This window comes from Paraglaciecola sp. IT1134 (genome assembly GCF_058068185.1).
The window spans coordinates 1239364-1264172 of the sequence record NZ_CM176486.1 but is presented as its reverse complement, the minus strand read 5'-3'; the positions used below and the strand labels follow the sequence as shown (position 1 = coordinate 1264172).

Sequence of the window (24809 nt, the reverse complement as noted above, 5' to 3'; positions counted from 1 at the left end):
TGAACGGCAGATGCAAACTCGTGCCGGTAAACTTGAACAAATGGATATGATTGGTCGCCGTGTGATCCGCTCATTTATGCCAGATCAACACCGGAAGTTTTTTAATCAGCTACCTTTTATGCTTGTGGGCAGCGCTGATGCAGACGATCAACTGTGGGCGTCTATATTGCCTGGTTTGCCGGGTTTTGTGCAGTCACCCACCCCAACCGAATTAACCATAAAAACGTATATGTTAAAGGGCGATCCACTTCAAACATCACTCGCTATTGGCTCACGCCTTGGTTTGCTGGGTATCGAAGTGCCAACACGACGTCGAAATCGTGTTAATGCCAAAGTCAGCGGCATATCAGAACAACAGATATCCCTTGATGTAGAGCAATCTTTTGGTAACTGTCCGCAATATATTCAAACCCGTGATATTAGGTTTATCCGCTCGCCAGAAGTGGCGTTCAATGCACCACAAGCGGAGCACTTTATCCGTTTGGATACGCAGGCCAAAATACTTATCAGCCAAGCCGATACGTTCTTTGTTGCCAGCTCAGCAGGCAAATTTGCTACTAAAAACAAGACGCCAACATCTGGGGTTGATGTATCCCATCGCGGCGGCATGCCGGGTTTCGTTGCTGTAAACACTGAAAATGCTACAGGCGATACACTGACGATCCCCGATTTCTCTGGTAATAACTTCTTCAATACCATGGGTAACTTCGTCATAAACCCAAAAGCAGGATTGATGTTTGCTGATTTCACCACCGGCGACGTGATTATGCTAACCGGAACGGTAGCGATTTTACCGGAAGACGATCCTCGAGTTAGTGCCTTTCAAGGGGCCGAGCGAGGCTGGCAATTCACCCTGACACAAGGCATACGTCTTAGGAGCGCTCTGCCGTTTCGCGCCAGCTTTAACGATTATTCTCCCAATACATCAAACACTGGCACCTGGGCAAAAGCTGATGCTGTGCTAAAAGCCGAGGCTTTGCGCAATAGCTGGCAATCATTCAAGGTAAGTAAAATTGAAGATGAAAGCAGCACGATCCGCTCTTTTTACCTACAACCCAATAGCACAGCTTCCGTATTGCCCTTTAAAGCCGGGCAGTATTTAACGCTGCGCCTGCCCACCGAGCCAGAACGAAAGCAAAAGATACGCAACTACACGGTTTCATCAGCGCCAGGAGCAGATCACTATCGTATATCGGTTAAGCGTGAAGACAAGGGCTTAGTATCAAGGGCATTACATGACAGCATACTCACTGGCAGTCTGATAGATATCAAAGCACCACGGGGTGAGTTTTTTATCGATAATAGTGCCAAGCGCCCTGCTGTGCTTATCGGCGCAGGGGTGGGTATCACGCCTATGATTGCCATGGCGCAAGACGCATTCAATGAAGGCCTACGCACCCGCCCAATTACCATTATTCATTCAGCCAAGAATACTGAGCAACGTGCTTTTAGTAAAACATTCAGAGCTTTGGAAAGTAAAAGCAACCAGCAGATCAAATATTACTCTGTGCTTAGCAGCATTTCACAAGCGGCTCAACCGGGGTTTGATTATGAGACCCAAGGACGCATCGATGTAGACTTCCTTTGTCAAATACTCGATTCACAGCACGAGCATACTACCTGCGACTTTTACCTATGCGGCCCCCAAGGATTTATGCAAAGCATATACGACTTACTTATCGCCCTTGGGGTAGCAGATAATAGAATCAATGCTGAAACATTCGGCCCGTCGACATTACAGCGCCTTTCATCTGATGCGCAAAAGACCATGAAAGAACAAAACGCACTAACGGCGAACCCAAAAAATAGTGTTCATAACCAAGCAGCGAATGAAGCAGAGCACGCTATTATAAAATTCACTCAAGCTAATTTTGAACAATCATGGAATAAAGGTGACGCCAGTATTCTTGAGTTAGCAGAAGCACACGGTTTATTTCCAGAATTTAGCTGTAGAAGTGGCGAATGTGGCGCGTGTGCAGTCAAACTAGAGTCGGGCTCGGTGACCTATCGCACGACTCCAAGTGCAGCTATAGCTGACTCAGAGGTATTGATCTGCTGCGCAGTACCCGCTAAAAATACCAATACAATACGCGTTGCCTTGTAATACCCATTATTAACAGGAAAACGGGAACTGCCCCGGTCCCTGCTCCGCAAACGAATACCATCAAGAGGATTAATCATGAGTACACGTCCACCATTACCACCCTTTAGCGAACAAAGCGCCAAAGAAAAAGTACGCCTGGCCGAAGATGGTTGGAATAGCCGCAACCCTGAAAAAGTATCCCTTGCCTACACTGTGGATACCCAGTGGCGTAACCGCAGCACCTTTATTACTAACCGCGAAGAAGCCGCAGTTTTTTTAGCAGCAAAGTGGCAAAAGGAATTAGAATATCGCCTAATAAAAGAGCTTTGGGCCTTCACCGACAATCGCATTGCCGTGCGTTACGCCTACGAATGGCATGACGACAGCGGCAACTGGTTTCGCTCATATGGTAATGAAAATTGGGAATTTGATGAAAACGGTTTGATGAAAAATCGCTTCGCTTGCATCAACGATCTTCCCATCGAAGAATCGGAGCGCAAGTTTCACTGGCCACAAGGCCGCCGGCCAGACGACCACCCGGGGTTATCAGAACTAGGTTTATAGCTTTCAACAGTCACAAAACGTAAAAAGCATCGCTAGGCGATGCTTTTTATAAGTGTAACCGTGGGCGCTAGGGCTTATTTAAAATTCACCACGGTACGAATGCTTTCGCCGCTGTGCATCAAATCAAACGCGCTGTTGATATCTTCTAACGGCATTTTGTGGGTAATAAAGTCGTTTAAGGCAAATTCTCCGGCTAAGTAACGCTCTACGTAATCAGGCAATTCGCTGCGTCCTTTTACACCACCAAAGGCTGACCCACGCCATACGCGACCGGTGACTAACTGGAACGGGCGAGTTGAAATTTCTTGCCCTGCCCCAGCAACACCGATGACCACAGATTCGCCCCAGCCCTTGTGGCAGCACTCTAATGCCGAACGCATGGTGTTGACGTTACCGATACATTCAAATGAGTAATCCACACCGCCATCCGTTAACTCGACAATTACGTCTTGAATCGGCTTGTCATAGTCTTTTGGATTAATGCATTCGGTAGCGCCTAATTTTTTGGCGAGCTCGAATTTACCTTCGTTAATGTCAATCGCAATGATACGACTGGCCCCTGCCATTACAGCACCGATAATGGCCGATAACCCAATCCCTCCTAAACCAAATATAGCAACGCTAGCACCGGCTTCAACTTTTGCGGTGTTCATTACAGCACCCATACCGGTGGTCACGCCGCAGCCAAGTAAACAGACTTCTTCAAGAGGCGCTTGAGGATTCACTTTTGCCAATGAAATTTCGGGCAATACCGTGTATTCAGAAAAGGTCGAACAGCCCATATAGTGAAAAATAGGCTGACCGTCTTTGTAAAAACGCGTTGTGCCATCTGGCATCAACCCTTTGCCCTGGGTTTCGCGGATTTTTTGGCACAAGTTCGTCTTGCCCGACAAACAAAATTTGCACTCACCGCACTCGGGGGTATACAAAGGAATAACGTGATCGCCCACGGCAAGGCTGGTTACACCTTCACCTACCTGCTTAACAATACCGCCACCTTCATGACCGAGCACCACAGGGAAGATCCCTTCAGGATCATCACCGGACAAAGTAAAAGCATCGGTGTGACACACGCCGGTTGCCACTATGCGCACCAGTACTTCACCTTTTTTCGGCAGCATTACGTCAATCTCTTCAATTGATAAAGGTTGGTTTGCCGCCCACGCAACGGCGGCTTTTGATTTGATAAATCCTGTGCTCATGGTTACCTCATTGGCGCTGCTCGCGAGCGCTAAGTTATTAAGAATGCATACATTCAGTGGAATATATTTGTACGGACCATGTTATACATTTACATTGAGTGTGATAATCGCTTAATTTGAAAAATATAATTACACAGAGGTAATAATGCGCATTTGGCAAGGTGTATCTGAATTTGTTGCTGTGGCCGAAACCCAAAGTTTTACCGCTGCCTCAAAACAACTCTCCACCTCGGTAGCACATATCAGCCGTCAAGTTAGCGCCCTTGAAGCCCGCCTGAAAATAAAGCTCTTTCATCGCAGTACCCGCAAAGTCGCCTTAAGCGAGAGCGGTGAAGTGTATTATCAGCAGTGCCGCAGAGTGTTAGACAACCTGGCCGACGCTGAGAAATTAGTATCTAACTTTCATGACACCCCAAAAGGCGATGTGCGTTTAACTGCGCCCATCACCTACGGTGAAGAAGTGATCATGCCTATCGTAAATGACTTTTTACTGGCCTATCCAGAGATAAATGTGCGGGTTGATTTAAGTAATCAGCGGGCGGATTTACTCTATGAAGGGTACGATTTTGCCATTCGCCTCGGTCATTTAACGGATTCTAATCTGATTGCCCGAAAACTCAGTTCGCGTAAGCTCATCGTTTGCGCGACCCCAGAATACTTTTCCCTGCACACAAAGCCCCTACGCCTCGACCATTTAGACGGGCATAACTGCTTAGTGGGCAGCGCCGATAGCTGGCGTTTTTTACATAAGGGTAAGAGTGAAAATATACAGGTTAGCGGGCGTTTACGCTGCAACAGCGGCCACAGCCTAGTCAAAGCGGCCCTTAAACATATTGGGTTGATTCAACTGCCTGATTACTACGTGCAGCCCTACATTGAATCAGGTGAGTTGCTGGCGGTACTTCAGGGTTACCAGATGACTAAAGAAGGAATATGGGCTTTGTACCCAGACAAGCACTACCTGCCTAATAGAATTAAGGTGCTTTTAAACTTTATTAAGCAACGTTTAAAAGGGGGGCACTGTAAAATAATGGCCAGTAAGCCTTAAGTGAAATGGTAAAAACAAGACAATATTTAACGCAATACATAAAGACGCATAAGGCCAATCAAAAAAGTCTTAGTTATTCTGCATTAACAAGGGCGCTGTGCACCGAATGCATTGACTTTATCAGTAACTATTTGTATGGTCTGCGCCGCTATTCTAGGTGCCTGTCGGTTGTGAGCCAATTCAACTGGGACAGGGTAAACGGGAAGTGTGGTATCGCCAGACAAGTTACGGTATGTCTGGGCTAATCCATCGCTGCCCCCGCAACGGTACGCATACTTTAGTATGTTAGCCCGACACCGGCCTATGAAGTAGTTATTTACGAATGAAGCGGAGGGCTTCATTAGAATGCACACTCAATCAAATTGTCTGTTAGGTACACTTTCGGCGCCAGTCGAAAACCAAACAGTGCGCGTTTGCCAGGTTTTTCGCATTTTTTCCCTCCTTCGATCGTTAACTTATTTCAGATTGAGGAACACACATGCAACATCGACCCTTGGCTATTGCCATTTCTATTGCCCTGGCCGCCAGCCCTGGTATTGCGCAGGCTGCAGCAAAGCAAACCGATTCAGCCAATACTACTGACAAAAACATCGAACGTATGGTCGTGGTATCAAGCCGCGTGCCCATGCCTATTCGCGAAGTCGCCACATCCGTATCCGTCATGACCCGTGACGACATTGAAGCACGGGGTTACAGCAATCTTGCCGATGTGCTGCGCACCCAACCGTCCATTAGCGTAACCAACAGTGGCAGCCTAGGCTCGGCCACCAGCTTACGCATTCGTGGTGAAGAAGGTTACCGTACTCTAGTTCGTATTGATGGCATTGACGTATCAGACCCTACAGGAACGCAGGTTTCTCCTAAATTTGGGCAAATTCAAAGTAGCAATATTGAGCGCATTGAAATCTTGCGCGGTAGCCAAGGTTTAGTTTACGGCGCAGATGCCGGTGGTGTAATCAATATTGAAAGTGCCACCGGCATGGGTGCGCCATCTGGGCATCTATCTGCAGAATACGGCCGTTATAATGCGACTAACTTGGCCGCTGATATTGGTGGCTCAAACGACAAATTTGACTATTATGTGGCGGCTTCTGATTATGCAACAGACGGGTTTAACTCATCGCTTGCAGACAGTGAAATCCAAGACGCGGATGGTTACGACAATACTACCTTACATACTCGCCTCGGATTTCAAGCTAACAAAAATATAAAACTCAACTTTGTGGCCCGTAATACCAACAGCAATGGAGAATTCGATGGCTGTGGGTTTGGCGCAACAGCGAGCAACGACTGTACAGATGACTTCGAGCAAACCAACGTGCGCGCCAGTGTTGACTATTCCCACGGTGATACGCAACATGAATTTGCCCTATCCAAAATGTTCATCGAGCGTAATAACTATAACCAAGGCCAATTCAGCTTTGACGCTAAAGGTTTTACTGAACACGCGGAATACCTGGGCAATACCGAGCTAAATCAAAATTCGCGCTTAGTGTATGGCGTTGACTGGGAACAAGAAAACCTCTCCAGTAGTGACAAAAGCCGCATTCAACGGGGTTATTATGTTGAATACCAAAGCCAAGTTATCAGCAACCTGTTTATCACTGCCGGGGTGCGCCATGACGACAATCAGGATTTTGGTGAACATACTAGCTATCGTTTAAGCAGTGCTTACATCTGGGCCTTGGGTGAAAACGCGCTGAAACTGCGCGGTGCATATGGTACGGGTTTCAGAGCTCCGAGCTTGTACGAAATAGAATATAATCGCGGGCCCTTTTCCTATGCCCCAGCCTCTGAAACTGACCTAAAAGAAGAAACCACTAAAGGTTATGAACTTGGCCTAACGTACACCTTGGCATCTGGCTCACAATTTGAGGCTACCTACTTCGAGCAAAAAATTGAAGACAGCATCTACTTTGACTTAGCAACCTTCTCTGGCTACTTACAAGACTTAGGTGAAAGTAACTCAAAAGGCATCGAGCTGATCGCCAGCCTGGTTGTATCAGATAGGGTGGGTATCACAACTAATTACACCTATAACGACACCGAAGATACCGCGGGGGATCAACGTCGTCGCCGTCCGCGCAATTCAGCTAATGTCAGTGTGTATTATGATAACGACACCTGGAAACTTGCCGCTACCGTGCGTTCATCACATGACTCGGTCGATGGCATGCAGCTAAAAGGTTATGAAGTATTTGATGTCAGCGCTCGTTATACAGTTAATCAAGACTTCAGCCTTAGTGCACGTATCGAAAATGCTTTCGACGCAGATTATCAAGACATTGCGGCCTACAACACCTCAGGTGCAGCAGGCTACATGGGCGTTAAATATCAGTTTTAAGCTGCAAGTTAGCTCGTTCGTAATACCCCAAAGGGATGCATAGGCCTCCCTTTTTTTGCTTGTTTTATGTATGGGTGGATTAATTTTACTCATGAAAAAAGCTAACCCCAAGGTTAGCTTATGTCACTTTGCAGCAAGAATTTGTCGGCTAACCCCCTACTCCGACAGACACCTATATTGACTCATAATTAAGCTGTGGCTGACTTATGTTTGTTATGGGTTAATACCAGCATGATCAAGCCCACAACCGCCACTACTGCACCAATGGGTTGACCCAAACCAATAGACAGATTAAAGCCAATGGCGGCAGTCATAATGTACGATACCGTCACGGCTGTGGCTATCACGGCCGGAATACTGGCGATCCAATGAAAGGTACCCCGGTCGAACAGGTACTTGGTGGCCAGCCACAACACACTGGTGGATAACAACATATTGGAAAAGGCGAAATAACGCCAAATTACGGTGAAATCCAGCTTGGTCATAAAATATGCAATGGTCAGAATAGGCACAGCTAATAACAAGCGGTTTCGTAAACTTTGCGGAATATTAAATGCATCGACCATGGTCAAACGCAGTGAACGAAACGCCGTATCCCCCGAGGTAATAGGGAATACCGCCACTGCTATGATCGCCATAATGCCGCCAAACACGCCCAGATAGCTGTTGGCAATATGGTTTACCACTAACCCTGGCCCGCCTAAATCGAGCATGGCTTTAAGTTCCGCATAACCATCGGGGAATGCAGCAATGCCTGCTAATGCCCATACACAGGCCACCACTCCTTCACACACCATAGCGCCGTAATACACCGGGCGGATATATTTTTCATTGGTTAAACAACGAGCGATGATCGGCGCCTGAGTGGAGTGAAAACCACTGATGGCCCCGCACGTAATAGTGATAAACAATAGTGGCCAGGTGGGCAATCCATCGGGATTGGGCTGCAACAAATCGTGGGCATGATCAGCAGTAAAATACGCGAAAAAATCTCCCGTAACGGGCAAGTGGGGTGCGTTAATCAACAGCGAGATGGCAATAAATGAGGTCATTACTATCATCAACAAACCAAAAACCGGGTAAAATTTGGTGATGATTTTATCTATTGGCAACAAGGTGGCTAAAAAGTAATAACCTAAAATCACCAGTACCCAAAAGGTATTATTGGCCAAAAACGTGTCTTTAAAATAATCCAGGTTACTCAACAACCCCGCCGGACTCATGATAAACACCACCCCAACAAAAAACAGCAACATGGCGGTAAATATCAACATAAAACCTTTAAACACCACATTGTAATAATGCCCGGCGATTTCCGGTAGGCTTTTGCCGTCTTCTTTAATGCTCATCACACCGGAGAAGTAGTCGTGCACGGCCCCACCTAACACATTACCCAACACTATCCACACCAAAGCCACTGGCCCATAAAGTGCGCCCAAAATAGGCCCAAAAATAGGCCCCACCCCGGCAATGTTTAAAAACTGGATCAGAAAAGCTTTAACGGGATGAATAGGCACATAGTCGACGCCTTCGGCGAAGCGGCTTTGTGGTGTGAGTGCCTTTGGGTCTATACCCGCCTGTTTTTCAACGAATGGACTGTAAAATTTGTATCCTATAATCAACAGACTTAGGCAAATAAAAAAGATCAACATAAAGGTGAGTCTCACTATGTGGCATTTGGCAAGATAATCACGTAAAGGAACGCTGCTGCGGTTTCTAAACGTGGCGGGGGACCCTAGATGCATTATGGGCGGGAATTCCTGACAGATTAAATGCATTTATGCCCAAAAACAAACCCCACGGGCCAATAAACTGCTCGTCTGGGCCAAATATTTGCTGGTCTGGCCGATCAGGATCGCAGCCTGCAAGGAGAGAAAAAACAGTAATAATATAAAAAATGATAGTTATTAAGTAGTTATTCAAAAAAGTTTTATTGAGCACAGCCAAAACCGATTACAATGTCCACATAAAGTAGCCATTCCGGCCGGAGCGATCATGGATAAACAAATCAGTTCACGCAGCACCAGCAATAAAGCTTTGCGCCTCAATTTAGATGAAAAAAAATATGGCACTATCGTTGAGATAGGCGCTGGTCAAGAGGTCGCCAGACAGTTCTTTCTAGCTGGCGCGGCCGCGGGCACTATCGCCAAAACCATGTCTGCTTATGATATGAAATTCTCGGATGCTATCTACGGTGTGCAGGAAGACAGGCGCTATGTGAGCGAAGCTAGAGTGAACTCCATGATGGAACAAGAGTTTGATCTGGTTGTGGATAGGGTCGGTAGTAGTCGGTCCAAGTCGTCACGCTACTTCGCCTACGCTGCCACCGTTGCGGCCAAAAGTTTTAATCGCAGTAACGAGTGCCATGCCTGGTGTGGGGTACGTGTGCAAATGTACCCGGGCGCAAAGCCGTCAAATATAACCGTGCATGTACGCATGCTCGACGATAACGCCGAAGCCCAGCAACAGGCCTTGGGTGTACTGGGTGTGAATCTTATTTACGCCGCTTATTACTACTTTGAAAATCCAAAACAAATCATCGATTCGTTGACCGACAATATGAAGGCCAATCGCATTGAAATAGATTCTATTGATTTCCAAGGTCCCTATTTTGAAGATGTAGATAACCGGGCCCAAAACATCCACCTGATCAGAAGCTGGAAAACCCGGGGGATCATGTTCAAGCCAGACGGCACAGTGGCGGTACCGGCAGAAATGCTCTACAAAAAAAACGTACTCACCATTCGCGGCTCGTTTCGTCCGGTGACCAAACTCAATGTAGACATGATCGAACAAGGGCAATTAGCCTTTGCTAAACTCGATGGGGTCAATAAAGATAATATCATAGCCATAGCCGAGATTTCCCTCAATGACTCTAAGGGCAATGATGCCAAAGTCCCGAGTCAGGATATTATCGAGCGAGTACAATTGCTCAATTCCTTGGGTTATAACGTGATGGTGTCAGATTACACCCGCTATTTTTCTCTGCGAGCCTATTTCCGTCAATATACCAAGTTACAGATTGGCATAGTGGTCGGTATGGTTAATATCAAACAAATCTTTGACGAAGACTCCTATCGCGGTGTTGAAGGGGGCATTCTGGAAGGTTTTGGTAAGCTCTTTCCCGACAATACCCGTTTATTTGTTTACCCTGAGTTAGATGAAAGTGGCGAAATTAATGACTTCACCTCGGTCAAAGTGCAGGATCATCTACGCTTTTTATATCGTCATCTACTGGAAAACGGCTTTATCCAAGGAATAGATAGCAGTGATCCTTCCTTATTTAACATATTCTCACGTAATGTTTTAAAGCAATTAACCAAAGGCCGAGGGGAGTGGGAAAAGGCCCTGCCAGAAGGGGTAGCGGATGAGATCATCAAACATAAGTTTTTTGGCTTTAAAGGGTAAATTATTAGGCGTATAGTTTAGTATGTTCTCGACCAAACATCCTGGGCCTCAATCAATCTGTGCGGCGCTGGCTGCATGCTGAAAAACAGCACGGCTTGATCTGGCTAGTCTTTTTTCAAGTACAAGCCCAGGTAAAAATAATGAGCAGGTAAGCTCGGATCACGCAAGGTAGTAAATAGGATGGTTAATAGAAATTTCCCGGCTCATGGTAGCTTGAATATCTTTATCGATCAGGGGTTACTGGTGATCAAAGCTAGTGGACCGGCGAATACGGAAATGGTGCTGCGCTACCAACGTGAAATAGATAGCTTCCGCCAGAAATTATGCACCCGACCTTGGGCAAGCTTGACCATCCTAAGCGGGGAACCTTTGCTTCCTCCAGAAGCAGCCAGCATGATGGTCGAGGCGATAAAGACCGCCCAAAATATGAATCTGATTGCGACAGCCGTGGTGATGTTAGATGTGCAATATAAAACCCTGTCACAACAATTTTGGCGTGGTATATACGAGCGAACCACCCTGCCCTTTCAATTTTTCGATAGTCAGGACGAAGCACGTATCTGGTTACATGAACAAATTAAAACCCACCAGGCATAAACACAAGCTAACCGCTCTAACTTAATGTTATGCAATGCCTGAAATTAGATAGGCGAGCCTGGCGGAAGTGGCGCGGCGGTAAATGCGCTCTTCCACTGACCTGTTTGCCAATATAAATTCAGCTGCCGGGCAATAATTTGGTAGTGGGGCTGACGCCTGCTCTTTTCTAGCCAATCCTGTAATTCAATCAATTGTAACTGAATTTCTCCCCTGACCTCTGGCCCAAGCAACGGTTGTTCCAAGCTTTTCACTACCGAATCCACTACCAAATAATCCACTCGTAGCGCGAGTTGAGACTTATCCTTGGAACCCTGTTTAAGGGTGTGCTTGAATAATCGGGCGATCCCGGCGCTGACCCCGGGCATGGCTTCGTTCTGTGCTTTTTGTTCCGCCATACGATTGAGACGCGGGGCTTTAAGCAGCAAACTTAAACTATAACCCGCCGCAGATTCCGCGGCACTGACAGGGTCAAAAGTTAAACCTGTACGACCTTTAAAACTTTCCCGGCTGCGATTTTTGCCATACACCTTAGGGGGGATCAGTTGTACTATGTTGGCTGGCAAACGCAAATAGTCCTCCTGCAAAGTCGACAGCAGGGCATCAATTGCTTTGATCTGATCGTCACCACTAACAGGTCTAATCCCCTTGGGTTTAGGGTAATCCCCTTTTAATTCATATTCATAATTAACACCACCAATCAGCTTGGCCACCCTGTCCAACTGATAGCGATGCAGTAGATAAATAGGTGCCAAACGTTCCTCCAGTGACGATAATGGCGCGCCTGAGGGAATACTGTTGATACCAAATTGCGCCAGTGCCACTCGGCGTACTTCGCTGATATGTTGCAGCTCGGTTAGGGCATCATTGCCGTTATCCCACAAACTACCAGACGGATTGGCTGCATCTAATGGCCGGGCGTCAGGGTCAGACTGATAACTCAGGCCTTTATCACGAGCTTGCTGAACCAGCTGGTCAATAGCCAGGTTTTCGTCCTGCTCATTGGGGTAATCCTGATAACCATAAGCAATCACATAGTCATCCCAAGCCCCCAGGCCGGAAGCATAGGCCTGGTCCAGATTGATCTCCCCCTGGTTAAGGGTAAGCAAAGGATGGGGATAATCCATCACCGAGCCACGCCCATACTCACTGGCGGCAAAGTTATGCGCTATTCCCAGGGTATGGCCCACTTCATGGGCCGCCAGTTGCCGAATACGTGCCAAGGCCAGCTCTTGTTGCGCACTGGTATCGGGGCTGGCAGTGGTAAAAGGGCTGGTTAAACCTAGGGCAATCAAATAGTCCTGGCGCACCCGTAAGGAACCCAAGGTTACATGCCCTTTTATAATTTCACCGCTTCGGGGATCGATCACCGAGCTGCCGTAAGACCAACCCCGCGTAGCGCGATGCACCCACTGGATAACGTTGTAACGTACATCCATGGGGTCGACATCCGGCGGCAACACCTTAACCTGAAATGCGTTCTGGTAACCAATGGCATTAAATGCGTTATTCCACCAGGAAGCGCCTTCTTTTAACGCACTTAATACAGGTTCTGGGATACCGGGGTCCAGGTAATAGATTATGGGTTGTTTCGCCGGGCTAATTTTAGCTTTGGCATCGCGTTTGTTAAGACGATGGCGGGGAATAAACTGTTGGGTCATGTCTTGATCCAAAGGCACAGAATAATCTTCATACTCCACGGCCCAATACCCTGAGTAGGGCACAAATTTTCTCGGCTGATAGTTATTATCAGGCAGACGGATCAACGAATGGTGCAGATGCACCGAAATGGCCAGAGGATCCGGGGTAACCTGGCGCACAAACTCACCTGGTTTGCTGCCAGTAAAGGTAACCAGGGCTTCAAGCTCGGTATTGTCGGTAAAGGCTATGCTTCTTTTTAAATAAACACCGCTACGCCCGGCGTCAATAGCATAGCTGCCTTGCTGTAGGGCAATCGCATTAAAAATGGCTTGACACAGATCCCCTAATTTGATCTATTACTTCGCTTTACGCGACGTAATATGACCAAATACAAGCCCACACTTATCGAACATTTCAAAGACATCGAAGATCCTCGTCTTCTAAGAAAACAATTACATAAATTAGATGATATCTTTTTTATTACCCTATGTGCCGTTATCTGTGGCTGTGATGGCTGGGTTGCCATTGAAAAATTTGCCAACATTAAACGCACGTGGTTTGAACAATATTTATCCCTAGAAAATGGTATTCCGTCTCATGATACTTTGGGGCGTATTTTTTCCTTAATTGATCCTGAGCAATTTCAAACCTGTTTTTCTAGCTGGATCAAAGAGATAGTAAAAAATGTCACGGGGGATGTGATCGCTATTGACGGTAAATGCCTTCGACGCTCTCATGATAAGTCATCTAATAAATCAGCTATTTATATGGTTAGCGCATGGTCACATGATAATCAGCTGGCACTTGGACAAGTGAAAGTTGATGAAAAATCGAATGAAATAACCGCCTTACCTTCCCTACTCAAAAACTTAGACATCACAGGCAGTATCATCACAACCGATGCATTAAACACACAAAAGAAATCGGCTGAACTGATCGTGAGTAAAGGCGCTGATTATTTAACCGCACTGAAAGGAAATCAAAGCACCCTACATGATGATGTGATTTTATTCTTTGAAAATACCCCTAAAAGTTATGAGGGCATGTTAAATACTTATAAGAGTATTGATTCAGGGCATGGCCGTATTGAAGAAAGAACAGTGACTTCCTGCAACCGAATTGACTGGCTTACTGAGCATCATACTCACCCACACCTTGCCAGTATTGTTAGCGTTAAATCAAGAAGGTTTCTTGCGAACGAATGGTCAGAAGAAACGCGATACTTTATTAGTAGCGTTAAGCATAACGATGCAGAGAAATTTGCTCACTATGTACGTGCTCATTGGGGGGTAGAGAATAATCTTCACTGGAGATTAGATATGGCATTTGACGAGGATCATTGTCGAATTCGTCAAGGATATGCAGATCAAAACATGGCAATATTACGCCACATATCTTTGAATTTATTAACGTCAGATAAGGATAATAAGGTAGGTATTAAAATTAAGCGGCAAATGGCAGGTTGGGATAATGATTACTTGCTGAAACTGCTACAAATATTTTAATGCGATTGCCCTGTGCCTTGCTGGCTATCGCTTAACGTCGATGCAATATGATGTATATCAGACAACAAAAATGCGGTGTAATCCACCAGCACACTATCTTTGCTGCTTGCCACCACCGGCAGACCAGCAATGACTGAATCGGCAAAGGCTTCATCTATACTGGCCTGCTCGGCGAGGTTGCTGGAACTGGCACGATAGCGGGTGTTTAACTGCTTGAGCATCACCTTGTTGCCGTAACGCTCAAACTTTACCAGTCGGGTATCACCCAGCTGACCGCGATCGAGTCCTATGTCATTGGAACCAATGCCTTGGGGCAAGCTACTTTGAAACAAAAATGGCTGGTTAAAACTATCCACCCGCAAATAAAGTTTGTCTTGGTGGGGATCATAATAAAAATCGAAAAAACCCGCTGTATGCTGCATATCCTGCGTAAACTGGCTAATGTTTTTAGGTTTCTCCAGCTCCTCGGCCCGAACAATACAGACACAAAAAATGATTGCAAAAATCAACGCACTCCACCTCAACATACCCATTCCCACACCTGTTATTATTTTCCTTTGCCCCACCCTACCTACTTTTGCTAATACAGCAAAGTGCAAAATGACACAATCGATGAAAAGCAGGTGATCCCTATAGCCACTTATATGATCTTAAGAGCAATAGAAATGACTCATCTCTATGTAAGGTTTACAGTTTGCTTGTACTTGTGAAAACTAATAGGAATGACGGATGATTTCTCATCAACAACAATGCCTATTAACTGTTGAGACATTGAAAACCAAAAATCCGGACATTGTGTTTAGCTTTTTGATACCCAATTGCTGAAACCATTTTAACAGATCGAAGTTTTGCCTAGCTTCCAATCCCCTGATAGCTAAGGTGTACCCATCGAAAACACCACTAGTGACATCAACATATCAGGACCGAACATGTCACACCAAAACGCAATTTTTGTTTCTCCAAATCATCGCTGCCATTAAATGCGTATTTAACAATCACAAGCCAACGGCCAATCAAACTGCTACCGACGGGGCAGTCGCTTCACGGACAGGGGGGGTAAAAAAAATCATTATCACTGTGGGTCTAATTACCCAAACTTGTCTTTTGGGTCTAAGGTATAAAATGAAATAAAGCCGAGGGGTTTGTGCGGATAATATCAGCGCCTTTTTAACACTTATGTTTACTGCGAACAGTTAGATTGATCTTATGCAAATGCCTTGTTTTTCATACTCTGGCGTCAGTGTCTTCCCTTGGAAGTTAAAGCTCAATCACTCAAATGCCACTTATAAATAACTCTTTAACGGTGGGTAAGCGCTTTCATTTAAACCGAAATTCGAGGGTTATTTGTTAAATATTATAACCATACCTGTTGGATTTATATTAAATACGTTACCTGTTTATGTTGCAATTATAAACAAAACCCTATATTTTTTGATTGTTTAGCAATGTAAACGGTTACAAATCATTGTTAACTTCTCCAACACACATAAAACACACTAAGGGCACATGATTATGAAAACACAAAAAAAGTTTACTCGATCGCTCCTCACCCAGAGTATCGCATTATTGCTCGGCAGCGCAGTTGTCCTGCCCGCGATGGCGCAGGAAGCTACGGATAACACAGAGGTGATCCAGGTTAAGGGCGTGCGGGGCAGCTTGTCTCAATCAATGAACATTAAACGTCAATCATCAGGTGTGGTTGACGCTATTTCTGCAGTAGATATGGGTAAATTCCCTGATACTAATCTCGCAGAATCTTTACAACGTATTACAGGTGTATCCATTAACCGTGTGAATGGTGAGGGTTCTGAAGTCACCGTGCGTGGTTTTGGCGGCAACTTTAACCTGATCACCTTAAATGGTCGTCAAATGCCGGCTGCTAACGTATCCACCATTACCGGTAACCCACAAGATAAAGGATCATCAGGTTCGAGTCGTTCATTTGATTTTTCAAATATTGCGTCTGAAGGTGTTAGCGGTATCGAAGTGTACAAAACAGGTCAAGCTGCCATTCCTTCAGGTGGTATAGGTGCAACGGTAAACATCAATACCCTTAAACCGTTAGCCGCGGGCAAAAACCGGGCTTCTGTTGGTCTTAAAGCGGTCAAAGATGAAAGTGGTGATGGTGTCACCCCAGAAATAAGTGGTTTGACAAACTGGGTAAATGACGAAGGAAATTTCGGTATCTCACTCTTTGGCTCTTACCAGGAACGCGACTCGGGTAGCCGCCATGCGAGTGTGGAACAGTTTCAATTGCGAGAATGGGCAGAAAGCGATATCGACACGTTCACTGCACCTGGCGTTGATGTTATAAACCCGCCAAACGTTGGTCAAATTGTTGCTATCCCGTCTAACATTGGTTTAGGTACCAACCAGGATGATCGTGAACGTACTAACGCCATGTTAACGGTACAATTTGAACCGATGGATAATTTAACCTTAACGGCTGATGTAACTTACGCAAAAAACGAGCAAAATTCTCGTTCATTAATTGATGGTATTTGGTTTTCGCAGCAATTCAACAGCGTAGAGTTTGATGGTAACCCAGTGGTCTCTACCCCGGTTAAATTTTCTGAGGACATTGAAGGTGGCAAAGACTTCTTCTTCCAAAACCTGGCCTTAGCGACAAAAGATGAATTAAAGTCTTTTGGTTTTAACGCCGATTTTTGGGTGAATGATTCTTTAAACCTAAGCTTTGATGTTGCAACGTCACAAGCTAAAAGTGGTGGTAATGGACCACTAGGTCAGAACTCGATCCGCTTCAATATGGCCGGCTCAAACGCTGGGTGGCAGGCGGTTGATTTTACCCGCTCTATTCCGCAAGCAAGTATCGTCATTGATGATTTAGTCAAAGGCAATAATAACGGTATCTTTGATAAACCTGATGTCGGCTCTCAAGTCACCCAAACCGATAAGTCTAATCAAGTAACCGATGTTGACCAATTACGATTTGAAGGCCAATGGGTGAAAGATGATTACAAAGTAGATTTTGGAGTGGGTTATCTGACCACAGAAATGCGACAAACCCGTGAATCCACCAGTGAAGCGTTAGGTGGTTGGGGTGTGGACTTTCCTGGCGACATTCCAGAAGGTCTGTTTGAGCAAAGCTGTACTGCTTGTGCCTTTGAAGATCATGATATGTCAGGTGTAGAAGGTGCAGATGCCATCGCCTTACCCGCTGGTTCAACAACGATTGCCCTAGGTAGCGTTTCATTTGGTGGAGACCCGGTCGAACTATTAAGAGAAATTGGACCTCTTTATGGCCTCAGTCTGGAAACCTTGCCCATTAATGGCTTCGATGACAATCTTATTGAAGAAGATATCGTCTCTGCTTTTGTTCAAATCAGTACGGATTATGATATTGGTGATATGCCGTTAAACATAGTCGCGGGTTTACGCTATGAGCAAACAGACGTCACTTCAACGTCGAATCAAATTGTACCCCTAGCAATAATCTGGGAATCTGATAACGATTTCTTAGTTCAACCCAGTGCCAGTTCTGAAAATTTAACGGCTGAGCATGACTACTCAAACTTGTTGCCTAGTCTTGATTTGACCCTTGATGTATCTGATGAAGTTAAGGCCCGAGTTTCTTTAAGTAAAACACTGGCTCGACCTGCCTATAATCAATTATTTAATTCTACAACTGTGTCTGCCCCCTCACGCCCTACTGCTTTAGGCGGCACACCAACGGGTAATTCGGGTAATGCCAGATTGGATCCTTTGGAATCAACTAACGTGGATTTATCCTTGGAATGGTACTACAGCGACTCCAGCGTAATCTCCCTAGGTTATTACAGAAAAGACGTTAAAAACTTCGTGGGTACGGCACAAACGTCCGGTCCATTATTTGGCTTGTTAGATGCATCTTCCAATACTCCCGGCACCTTATCAGCCCAGGCCGCAGTTGAGCTGGCAAACCTAGGCTTTGATAATAACGAACGTAACTTATTTACGATGACAGCTATGTTGCAAAACCCGGCTGATTTCCCGGGTGGAGCGGCAGATTTTGAAAATACTCAATCATTTGCTGACGGGGTATTTAGTGCTTTTGATGTTACCCCAGTGACGGGTGATCCGGAACTAAACTTCCAGGTAACGCTTCCTGTTAACAATCAAAGTGCGGTAATCGATGGCTTTGAATTTGCTTGGCAACACTTCTTCGGCGAAACTGGCTTTGGTTATCAACTAAATTACACGACGGTTGATGGTGATATTGGTTATGATGTTGGTGGTTCTATCAGTGCGGATCAATTTGCACTGGAAGGTTTGAGCGACACCGCCAACCTGGTGTTGATCTATGAAAAAGACGGACTCTCAACCCGTATCGCCTATAACTGGCGCGATGAGTTCTTAAGTAAAGTAAATAGAGGGTCTGGTAACCGTAACCCCTTATTTATCGATTCATTCGAGCAAATTGATATTAACGTAAGTTATGAAATAAACGATGATTTATCAGTGAGTTTAGATGTGATCAACTTAACTGAAGAAGGTCAGCGTCAGTTTGGTCGTAGTCGTAATAACGTTTTCTTTGTTCAAGAAGCAGATAGACGCTTTGTATTAAGCGCCAGTTACAACTTCTAAGCAAATTAGACGTTCTCCCCCCGACGGGTTCTCTGACCGGGGGTATATACAACAATACCTTATCTAAGAGTGAAACATCGAGACATGTTTCACTCTTGTTCGTTGCGTGGTCATTTCTAGCAGGCTAGTATGGATAAAGCGCAATTTTTTAATATAACAAGTGAAGCGATGTATGCTTATGAGTAAGACAACTGTCTTAAATAATGTTGATCATAAAGATTTGAAGGTTGATACCCGGCCCCAATCCAGTCAACACCACGAGGTTAATCGCTCTTTGGTGTACGCCACTGAAATAAGCGAACTACATAAAGAGTTTCCCCTGATATTTTACAAAGATCCAGACACTGGACAGGCCCAATTACATGCCATTCTTGGACTTGAAAAGGATGAGAATTTGTTTATTGGCAAAAACGGTTGGACAACCCGATTTGTGCCCGCACTGCTTGCCCGAGGCCCCTTTAGTTTGGGCTATAAAAAAACCGAACAAGAAAGTAACAAACAAGTTGATCCGGTAATCTGCATTGACCTGCAAGATCCGCGGGTAAATACAGAACACGGAGAGGATATCTTCCTGCAATTTGGTGGCGAAGCGCCTTACCTTAATTATGTAAAAAAAGCCCTACAAACCATTGAGCAAGGTTCACAGTTTGATAAAACGCTATTTACCCTAGTCGAATCCATGGCCTTATTAGAGCCCATATCCATTGTGATTAAACTCAGCAATGTAGATGAAGTCAATTTCAGCGATTATTATACGATTAATCAAGACAAACTGGCCCAACTGGATGGTGAGAGTCTGAGCAAGTTACATCAGTATGGGGTGTTGAGTTTGCTGTATTTTGTGCTCTCTTCAATGGGGAATTTTCAACAGTTAATAGCACTAAGAAATGCAAAATCGGCAATGTATTAACCCTCTTAAAAAAAAGGCAGAGCTTAGGTGATTAAGGCAAAAAATAAAGTTCTGATATTAGATGGCATTACACCGCAGTCCATACCTTTTGATGACTTATTTGCACAGGATCAGCCGATCATTTTAAAAGGTTTGGTTAAAGACTGGCCTTTGGTGAAAGCCGGGCAACAGTCTGCAAACATTGTCATGCAACAACTAGAGCAGCATGATAGTGGGCGGTCGACCCTCGTTTACAAGGGGCCCTCCACAATTAAAGCCCGTTTTGGTTATGATAAATCCTGTACTGGTTTTAACTTTACCAGTGAGCGGTCGAGCATACCTGAAGTGTTTGCCACGATACGCAGTCAATTGGCTCAAGATGAGCATGATTATCTGTATATTAATTCTCTACGTTTCGATGAAGGGTTCCCCTCTCTTAGTCAAAGCCACCAGCTAGCCTTTGAACACCCGGAATTTAATAATAATCAGCCGGTTGCTAAAATTTGGTTGGGTACAGAATCTGTTGCCGCAGCACATTTTGATCAGCCCAAGAACATTGCCTGTTGTGTGCTGGGAAGACGACGCTTTACCCTGTTTCCTCCTGAACAAGTGTGCAATTTATACCCGGGGCCCATGACCCCGACCCCAGGTGGTCAGGTGGTCACTCTGGCAGATTTGGGTAGCCCAGATTTCATACGTTTCCCACGCTTGAAAACCGCAATTGACCACGCCTACGTTGCGGATCTGGAACCGGGCGATGGTTTGTATTATCCCAATATGTGGTGGCATGAAGTACAGGCCTTTGATCGCTTCAATGCGATGGTAAATTTTTGGTGGATGACCGCCCCCCCATATTTGGGTAATCCAATGGATGTATTGATGCACGCTATGATGAGTGTCAGAGACAGACCGGCTAAGGAAAAACAAGCCTGGAGAGCGTTATTCGATTATTACATTTTTAATGATAGCGAACAGGTACGTGGGCATTTGCCGCCAGAAAGTCATGGTGCGTTTGCCACCATGGACGATAATCTGGCCAGGCGCTTACGTTCCATGATACGCAATAATCTCAACCGCTGAATAAAATGGATAAGTTATAAATATGAACGCAAAGACCAAAGTAGTGGTGGCAGGAGGCGGAACGGCCGGTTGGCTGTCGGCTTATAGCCTGGTAACTCGTCTTGGTAATTTGTTGGACATTACCCTGGTGGAATCCGACCAGATTGGCACCGTGGGCGTTGGAGAGGCGACAATTCCCACCATGCGCACTTTTCACCGCTTAGTCGGTATTGATGAGCAGGAATTTATGTCTGCCACCCGGGCGACGTTTAAATTAGGGATCAGGTTTGACAACTGGGGCCAGCAAAAGGATAGCTATTTTCATTCTTTTGGCGAAATTGGTCAGCGCTCCTGGATGGCTGAATTTCACGAATTTTGGTTAGAGGCGCAAGCCCAGGGTTTTGGCGGTAGTCTGGATGATTATTGTCTTGAACTCAAAGCCGCTAAGGCCAATAAATTTGCCACCAAGATAGGAAAAAAGCCACTTAACTTTGCGTATCATTTGAATGCCACAGCCTATGCCGCTTACTTGCGCAAAAAAAGTGAAACAGCCGGTGTTAAACGTCTAGAAGGACGAATAACACAAATACAAAATGACGAAACCGGTAATATCGCATCCCTGACCCTGGATAACGGCAATAAGGTATTGGGTGATGTATTCATCGATTGTACCGGATTTCGTGCATTGCTAATTGGCGAGCATTTGAATGTTGATTTTGAAGACTGGAGTCACTGGCTGGCGGCCGACAGTGCTATTGCGGTGCAAACCCAGACAGTAGAGGCAGCGCGTCCCTACACTATCGCAACGGCGCACCCAGCGGGTTGGCAATGGTCTATTCCCCTGCAAAATCGGGGCGGCAATGGCATTGTCTATAGCAGCCAATTTTTGTCAGATGATGAAGCCCGCAGCACCTTGCTGGGAAATATCACTGGGCCAATGATTACCGAGCCACGACAACTTCGATTTACCACCGGGCGGCGTAAAAAAGCCTGGCATAAAAACTGTATTGCCATTGGCTTATCCAGCGGATTTTTGGAACCCTTAGAGTCGACCAGTATCCACCTTATCACCACTGCGCTGTTGCGGCTGATGAAGTTGTTTCCTTTTGGCGGCAACACCACTTTGCTTGCTGAACACTTTAATCGCGAGACCCAGCTAGAACTTGAAACTATTCGCGATTTTATTATTTTGCATTATCACCTGACCCAGCGAGATGACAGCCCATTTTGGCAGCATTACAAAACCATGCCAATCCCTGACTCCCTCGCTCACAGAATGGCCATGTTCCGTGAAAATGGCTATGCGTGGCCCGACGATGTGGCGTTATTCCGAGTGGATTCCTGGGTGCAAGTGATGATGGGACAGGGCCTGATACCTAAACAGCATCATGGCGCCGGTCGCGTATTAGCTGGTGATGGCTTAAAGAACCAGATGATGACGCTAAAAAACATGATAGACAGTTCTGTCTCGCAATTACCAGAGCACGCAGACTTTATCCAAAGCTACTGTCCGGCTATGGATAAGTAATGTATAGCCAAAATAAGTGGAATGGCATGACGGCGTCAAAAAAATGAAGACTAAAGTGGTAATTGTGGGTGGCGGCACAGCAGGCTGGTTAACCGCGGGCATTATTGCTGCCCGGCATTGCGCGGACAGCTCATCAACCCAGCAAACCGAAGTTGTTCTGGTCGAATCTCCAGAGGTGAAAAATTTGGGTGTGGGTGAAGGAACCTGGCCCACCATGCGTGACAGCCTGCGGCAAATCGGCATATCTGAACGCACCTTTCTTTCCTGTTGCCATGCCAGTTTCAAACAGGCATCTAAATTTGTCGGTTGGGCAAAAGGAAATGATGAACATTATTATCATCCGTTCACCGCCCCTGCAGGCTACGGAGCTGTGAGTATGGCCCAGCACTGGGCAGCGACACCCAACGACATTGACTTTGAAAGCTGGGTTTGTGCACAAGGCGCAGTCTGTAAACAAAATTTGGCCCCTAAACTACCGCAAATGCCTGAATATGCGTTTAGTCTGAATTATGGTTACCATCTGGATGCCGGCAAATTTGTGCAGATGCTTCACCAGCATTGTGTTGATAAGCTGGGCGTAAAATACATTCAGGGGCACGTAGAACAGGTACTTCCCGCAGGAAATGGCGACATTTCAGGCATTGCGTTGGCGGGAGGCACGCATATCGAGGGCGATTTATTCATAGATTGCAGTGGCTTTGCCGCCATATTGATTGGTAAACATTACCAGATCCCGTTTACATCAAAACAGCACATTCTGTTTAACGATACTGCGTTAGCGCTGCAGATAGAGCATGTTTCAGATGAGGTTCCTATAGCCTCTTGCACCTTAGCAACAGCGCAGGAAAGTGGTTGGATTTGGGATATTTCGTTGCAAAACCGACGGGGAATTGGACATGTATTTTCTAGCGATTTTACCAGTACAGAGCGGGCAGAAGAAGCCTTGTTTAATTATGTGCAAAACGATCCCTTTCTCGCCGCAAAAAACATAACGCCCCGCACCATTAAATTTACTCCGGGACACAGGGAAACGTTTTGGCATCAAAACTGTGTCGCCGTTGGTGTCTCGGCGGGTTTTGTCGAGCCGTTAGAAGCGACCGCTTTGGTATTGATTGAAAAGTCAGCTGAGTGGATCAGTCAGCAACTTCCTCGTGAACGTGGCGCAATGGCGGTACTGGCGAAAAGATTTAATTCGCTCACATTACAACGGTGGCAGGAAATCATTGATTTTTTGAAGTTGCATTATTTGTTGAGCAAACGCAGTGACAGCGAATATTGGCGAGCTCATCAAAGTGTGGATACCATTCCAGACAGTCTGCAAGATGCATTGACATTGTGGCGCACCCAGGCACCGGGTGTTTACGAAACAAACCAACGTCTTGAACTATTTTCCTCTGCCAGTAAACAATATGTACTCTATGGAATGGGATTTAAAACTGATCAAAAACACTCAGCCCAGATACATCAAAAAGAAGCCTTGTTAATAAAACGCTTACGTAATGAAACTATGCACAGTACTGAAAAGTTGCTAGGGGCTTTACCCAGCAATCGACAATTTTTGAGTAAAATATAACTAACCTGAACTGCTATTAAGCATCTTTAAATTCAAAGAATGTGGTGATCGTCAATCGGCCGGTTTCCGGGCTAGAGTCAAAATTGTAATCCGGTCGAATAATCCCACTGTGCAGACTCGAACCACGATACATAACTAGACGATTATATACCGCCGTAAAAGATTGGATCATCTCAAAATGCTCAGTATCGCCACAAATATAACCACAGGGATGTTTGCTCGGATCAGCAAATTGACGATCAATACTCTGCATGTAAGTGTCGTTACGCTTAGCGTCTACATATTCAAAACCCGATTCTTTATGCCTATACAGCGCGGTACCTGAATCAGGGGCGTCACACAGATAGTGGATCATCGCCAGGCTATTACGTGAAGGCGCATCAAAATGTGGGATACGTTGTCGCAGGCTCAAATATTCTGGGGCCGTGGTAACGATAGAATAACGTGACACAGCCTTCTTTACTTTACTCAACTGTAGGCCGAAAAAATCTTCGATATAGCCCTGAAAATTTTTAGCCAGCGCCAGGGTGTAATGGTTAGGTATTGGCATTCTGCTACCGGGATAATAGGTATCTTCAGGAGCAAATTTATTTTGACGAATGGCGTAGTCTCGAATCGGGTCAATACCAGCAAGGTATGTTTCGGCCCTCAATACAGGTTCACTCTCGCGCCCAACACGATAAGTTTTTATATCGCAATCATGATTAAGGCTAAAAATTGATTTATCCATCGATACCCTTCATTTTTTGAAATTGCTTACGTGTTAACTCAATAGCCCCAATCACCT

Annotated in this window: 15 protein-coding genes, 2 pseudogenes and 1 riboswitch; of the genes and pseudogenes, 12 read left to right on the top strand and 5 right to left on the bottom strand. The window is 45.6% G+C overall.

Features of this window, described 5'->3' with window-relative positions; translation table 11 throughout:
- Positions 1–10 precede the first annotated feature (10 nt).
- Together AC3RV5_RS05440 and AC3RV5_RS05435 are read left to right on the top strand one after the other, a co-directional pair.
- Positions 11–2104, top strand: coding sequence for an FAD-binding oxidoreductase (locus AC3RV5_RS05440; RefSeq protein ID WP_489730947.1), 2094 nt, complete (start codon positions 11–13; stop codon positions 2102–2104).
- Between the two features lie 75 nt (positions 2105–2179).
- Complete coding sequence (locus tag AC3RV5_RS05435; protein ID WP_489730946.1) at positions 2180–2647, top strand: nuclear transport factor 2 family protein; 468 nt, start codon at positions 2180–2182, stop codon at positions 2645–2647.
- 74 nt (positions 2648–2721) lie between these two features.
- Here AC3RV5_RS05435 and AC3RV5_RS05430 read toward each other — a convergent pair whose 3' ends face one another.
- Positions 2722–3849: an S-(hydroxymethyl)glutathione dehydrogenase/class III alcohol dehydrogenase gene (locus AC3RV5_RS05430; RefSeq protein WP_489730945.1), complete on the bottom strand. Its 1128-nt coding sequence runs from the start codon at positions 3847–3849 to the stop codon at positions 2722–2724.
- Between the two features lie 145 nt (positions 3850–3994).
- On the opposite strand from AC3RV5_RS05430, the gene AC3RV5_RS05425 reads away from it, so the two are divergent.
- Both AC3RV5_RS05425 and AC3RV5_RS05420 read left to right on the top strand, forming a co-directional pair.
- Entirely contained in the window at positions 3995–4897 is a 903-nt protein-coding gene (locus AC3RV5_RS05425; protein ID WP_489730944.1) for a LysR family transcriptional regulator, read from the top strand.
- A gap of 138 nt (positions 4898–5035) precedes the next feature.
- A riboswitch (cobalamin riboswitch) is annotated at positions 5036–5216 on the top strand.
- Positions 5217–5375: 159 nt separating this feature from the next.
- The gene (locus AC3RV5_RS05420; RefSeq protein ID WP_489730943.1) at positions 5376–7241 is read left to right on the top strand and encodes a TonB-dependent receptor plug domain-containing protein; all 1866 of its coding nucleotides are present in this window, start codon (positions 5376–5378) and stop codon (positions 7239–7241) included.
- 188 nt (positions 7242–7429) lie between these two features.
- Here AC3RV5_RS05420 and AC3RV5_RS05415 read toward each other — a convergent pair whose 3' ends face one another.
- Entirely contained in the window at positions 7430–8893 is a 1464-nt protein-coding gene (locus AC3RV5_RS05415; protein WP_489732097.1) for a carbon starvation CstA family protein, read from the bottom strand.
- 343 nt (positions 8894–9236) lie between these two features.
- Here AC3RV5_RS05415 and AC3RV5_RS05410 point away from each other — a divergent pair, with 343 nt between their 5' ends.
- Positions 9237–10649, top strand: a complete 1413-nt coding sequence (locus AC3RV5_RS05410) for a TonB-dependent receptor (protein ID WP_489730942.1) — start codon at positions 9237–9239, stop codon at positions 10647–10649.
- A 180-nt stretch (positions 10650–10829) separates the two neighbouring features.
- A complete protein-coding gene (locus tag AC3RV5_RS05405) occupies positions 10830–11246 on the top strand; it encodes a hypothetical protein (RefSeq protein ID WP_489730941.1) in 417 nt (138 codons plus the stop codon).
- A 44-nt stretch (positions 11247–11290) separates the two neighbouring features.
- Here the strand turns inward: AC3RV5_RS05405 and AC3RV5_RS05400 are convergent.
- Positions 11291–13231 (bottom strand): annotated as a pseudogene (locus AC3RV5_RS05400) (zinc-dependent metalloprotease); the annotation flags it as partial.
- A 33-nt stretch (positions 13232–13264) separates the two neighbouring features.
- Between AC3RV5_RS05400 and AC3RV5_RS05395 the strand changes: the two are divergent.
- Positions 13265–14389 carry an ISAs1 family transposase gene (locus AC3RV5_RS05395; protein WP_489728476.1) on the top strand — a complete coding sequence of 375 codons (1125 nt, stop codon included), beginning with the start codon at positions 13265–13267 and terminating at the stop codon, positions 14387–14389.
- Between the two features lie 11 nt (positions 14390–14400).
- On the opposite strand, the pseudogene AC3RV5_RS05390 reads toward AC3RV5_RS05395, so the two are convergent.
- Positions 14401–14922 (bottom strand): annotated as a pseudogene (locus AC3RV5_RS05390) (DUF5117 domain-containing protein); the annotation flags it as partial.
- A 979-nt stretch (positions 14923–15901) separates the two neighbouring features.
- Between AC3RV5_RS05390 and AC3RV5_RS05385 the strand changes: the two are divergent.
- From AC3RV5_RS05385 to AC3RV5_RS05365, 5 genes are all read left to right on the top strand, one after another.
- The gene (locus tag AC3RV5_RS05385; protein WP_489730940.1) at positions 15902–18973 is read left to right on the top strand and encodes a TonB-dependent receptor; all 3072 of its coding nucleotides are present in this window, start codon (positions 15902–15904) and stop codon (positions 18971–18973) included.
- A 178-nt stretch (positions 18974–19151) separates the two neighbouring features.
- Complete coding sequence (locus tag AC3RV5_RS05380) at positions 19152–19883, top strand: SapC family protein (protein WP_489730939.1); 732 nt, start codon at positions 19152–19154, stop codon at positions 19881–19883.
- A 27-nt stretch (positions 19884–19910) separates the two neighbouring features.
- Positions 19911–20942 (top strand): cupin-like domain-containing protein, encoded by a 1032-nt coding sequence (locus tag AC3RV5_RS05375; protein ID WP_489730938.1) that lies wholly within the window; start codon positions 19911–19913, stop codon positions 20940–20942.
- Between the two features lie 22 nt (positions 20943–20964).
- Positions 20965–22449 (top strand): tryptophan halogenase family protein, encoded by a 1485-nt coding sequence (locus AC3RV5_RS05370; RefSeq protein WP_489730937.1) that lies wholly within the window; start codon positions 20965–20967, stop codon positions 22447–22449.
- Between the two features lie 43 nt (positions 22450–22492).
- Complete coding sequence (locus tag AC3RV5_RS05365; RefSeq protein WP_489730936.1) at positions 22493–24022, top strand: tryptophan halogenase family protein; 1530 nt, start codon at positions 22493–22495, stop codon at positions 24020–24022.
- Between the two features lie 16 nt (positions 24023–24038).
- Here the strand turns inward: AC3RV5_RS05365 and AC3RV5_RS05360 are convergent, their stop codons facing one another.
- Positions 24039–24752 carry a DUF6445 family protein gene (locus AC3RV5_RS05360; RefSeq protein WP_489730935.1) on the bottom strand — a complete coding sequence of 238 codons (714 nt, stop codon included), beginning with the start codon at positions 24750–24752 and terminating at the stop codon, positions 24039–24041.
- Between the last annotated feature and the right edge of the window lie 57 nt (positions 24753–24809).

Excerpts from the sequence above, each read along its gene's own strand:
- AC3RV5_RS05410 (WP_489730942.1), top strand. The coding sequence starts at position 9,237 with ATGGATAAACAAATCAGTTCACGCAGCACCAGCAATAAAGCTTTGCGC.
- AC3RV5_RS05360 (WP_489730935.1), bottom strand. The coding sequence starts at position 24,752 with ATGGATAAATCAATTTTTAGCCTTAATCATGATTGCGATATAAAAACT.
- AC3RV5_RS05385 (WP_489730940.1), top strand. The coding sequence starts at position 15,902 with ATGAAAACACAAAAAAAGTTTACTCGATCGCTCCTCACCCAGAGTATC.
- AC3RV5_RS05395 (WP_489728476.1), top strand. The coding sequence starts at position 13,265 with ATGACCAAATACAAGCCCACACTTATCGAACATTTCAAAGACATCGAA.
- AC3RV5_RS05420 (WP_489730943.1), top strand. The coding sequence starts at position 5,376 with ATGCAACATCGACCCTTGGCTATTGCCATTTCTATTGCCCTGGCCGCC.
- AC3RV5_RS05405 (WP_489730941.1), top strand. The coding sequence starts at position 10,830 with ATGGTTAATAGAAATTTCCCGGCTCATGGTAGCTTGAATATCTTTATC.
- AC3RV5_RS05415 (WP_489732097.1), bottom strand. The coding sequence starts at position 8,893 with ATGTTGATCTTTTTTATTTGCCTAAGTCTGTTGATTATAGGATACAAA.
- AC3RV5_RS05365 (WP_489730936.1), top strand. The coding sequence starts at position 22,493 with ATGAAGACTAAAGTGGTAATTGTGGGTGGCGGCACAGCAGGCTGGTTA.
- AC3RV5_RS05425 (WP_489730944.1), top strand. The coding sequence starts at position 3,995 with ATGCGCATTTGGCAAGGTGTATCTGAATTTGTTGCTGTGGCCGAAACC.
- AC3RV5_RS05430 (WP_489730945.1), bottom strand. The coding sequence starts at position 3,849 with ATGAGCACAGGATTTATCAAATCAAAAGCCGCCGTTGCGTGGGCGGCA.
- AC3RV5_RS05380 (WP_489730939.1), top strand. The coding sequence starts at position 19,152 with ATGAGTAAGACAACTGTCTTAAATAATGTTGATCATAAAGATTTGAAG.
- AC3RV5_RS05370 (WP_489730937.1), top strand. The coding sequence starts at position 20,965 with ATGAACGCAAAGACCAAAGTAGTGGTGGCAGGAGGCGGAACGGCCGGT.
- AC3RV5_RS05435 (WP_489730946.1), top strand. The coding sequence starts at position 2,180 with ATGAGTACACGTCCACCATTACCACCCTTTAGCGAACAAAGCGCCAAA.
- AC3RV5_RS05440 (WP_489730947.1), top strand. The coding sequence starts at position 11 with ATGCAAACTCGTGCCGGTAAACTTGAACAAATGGATATGATTGGTCGC.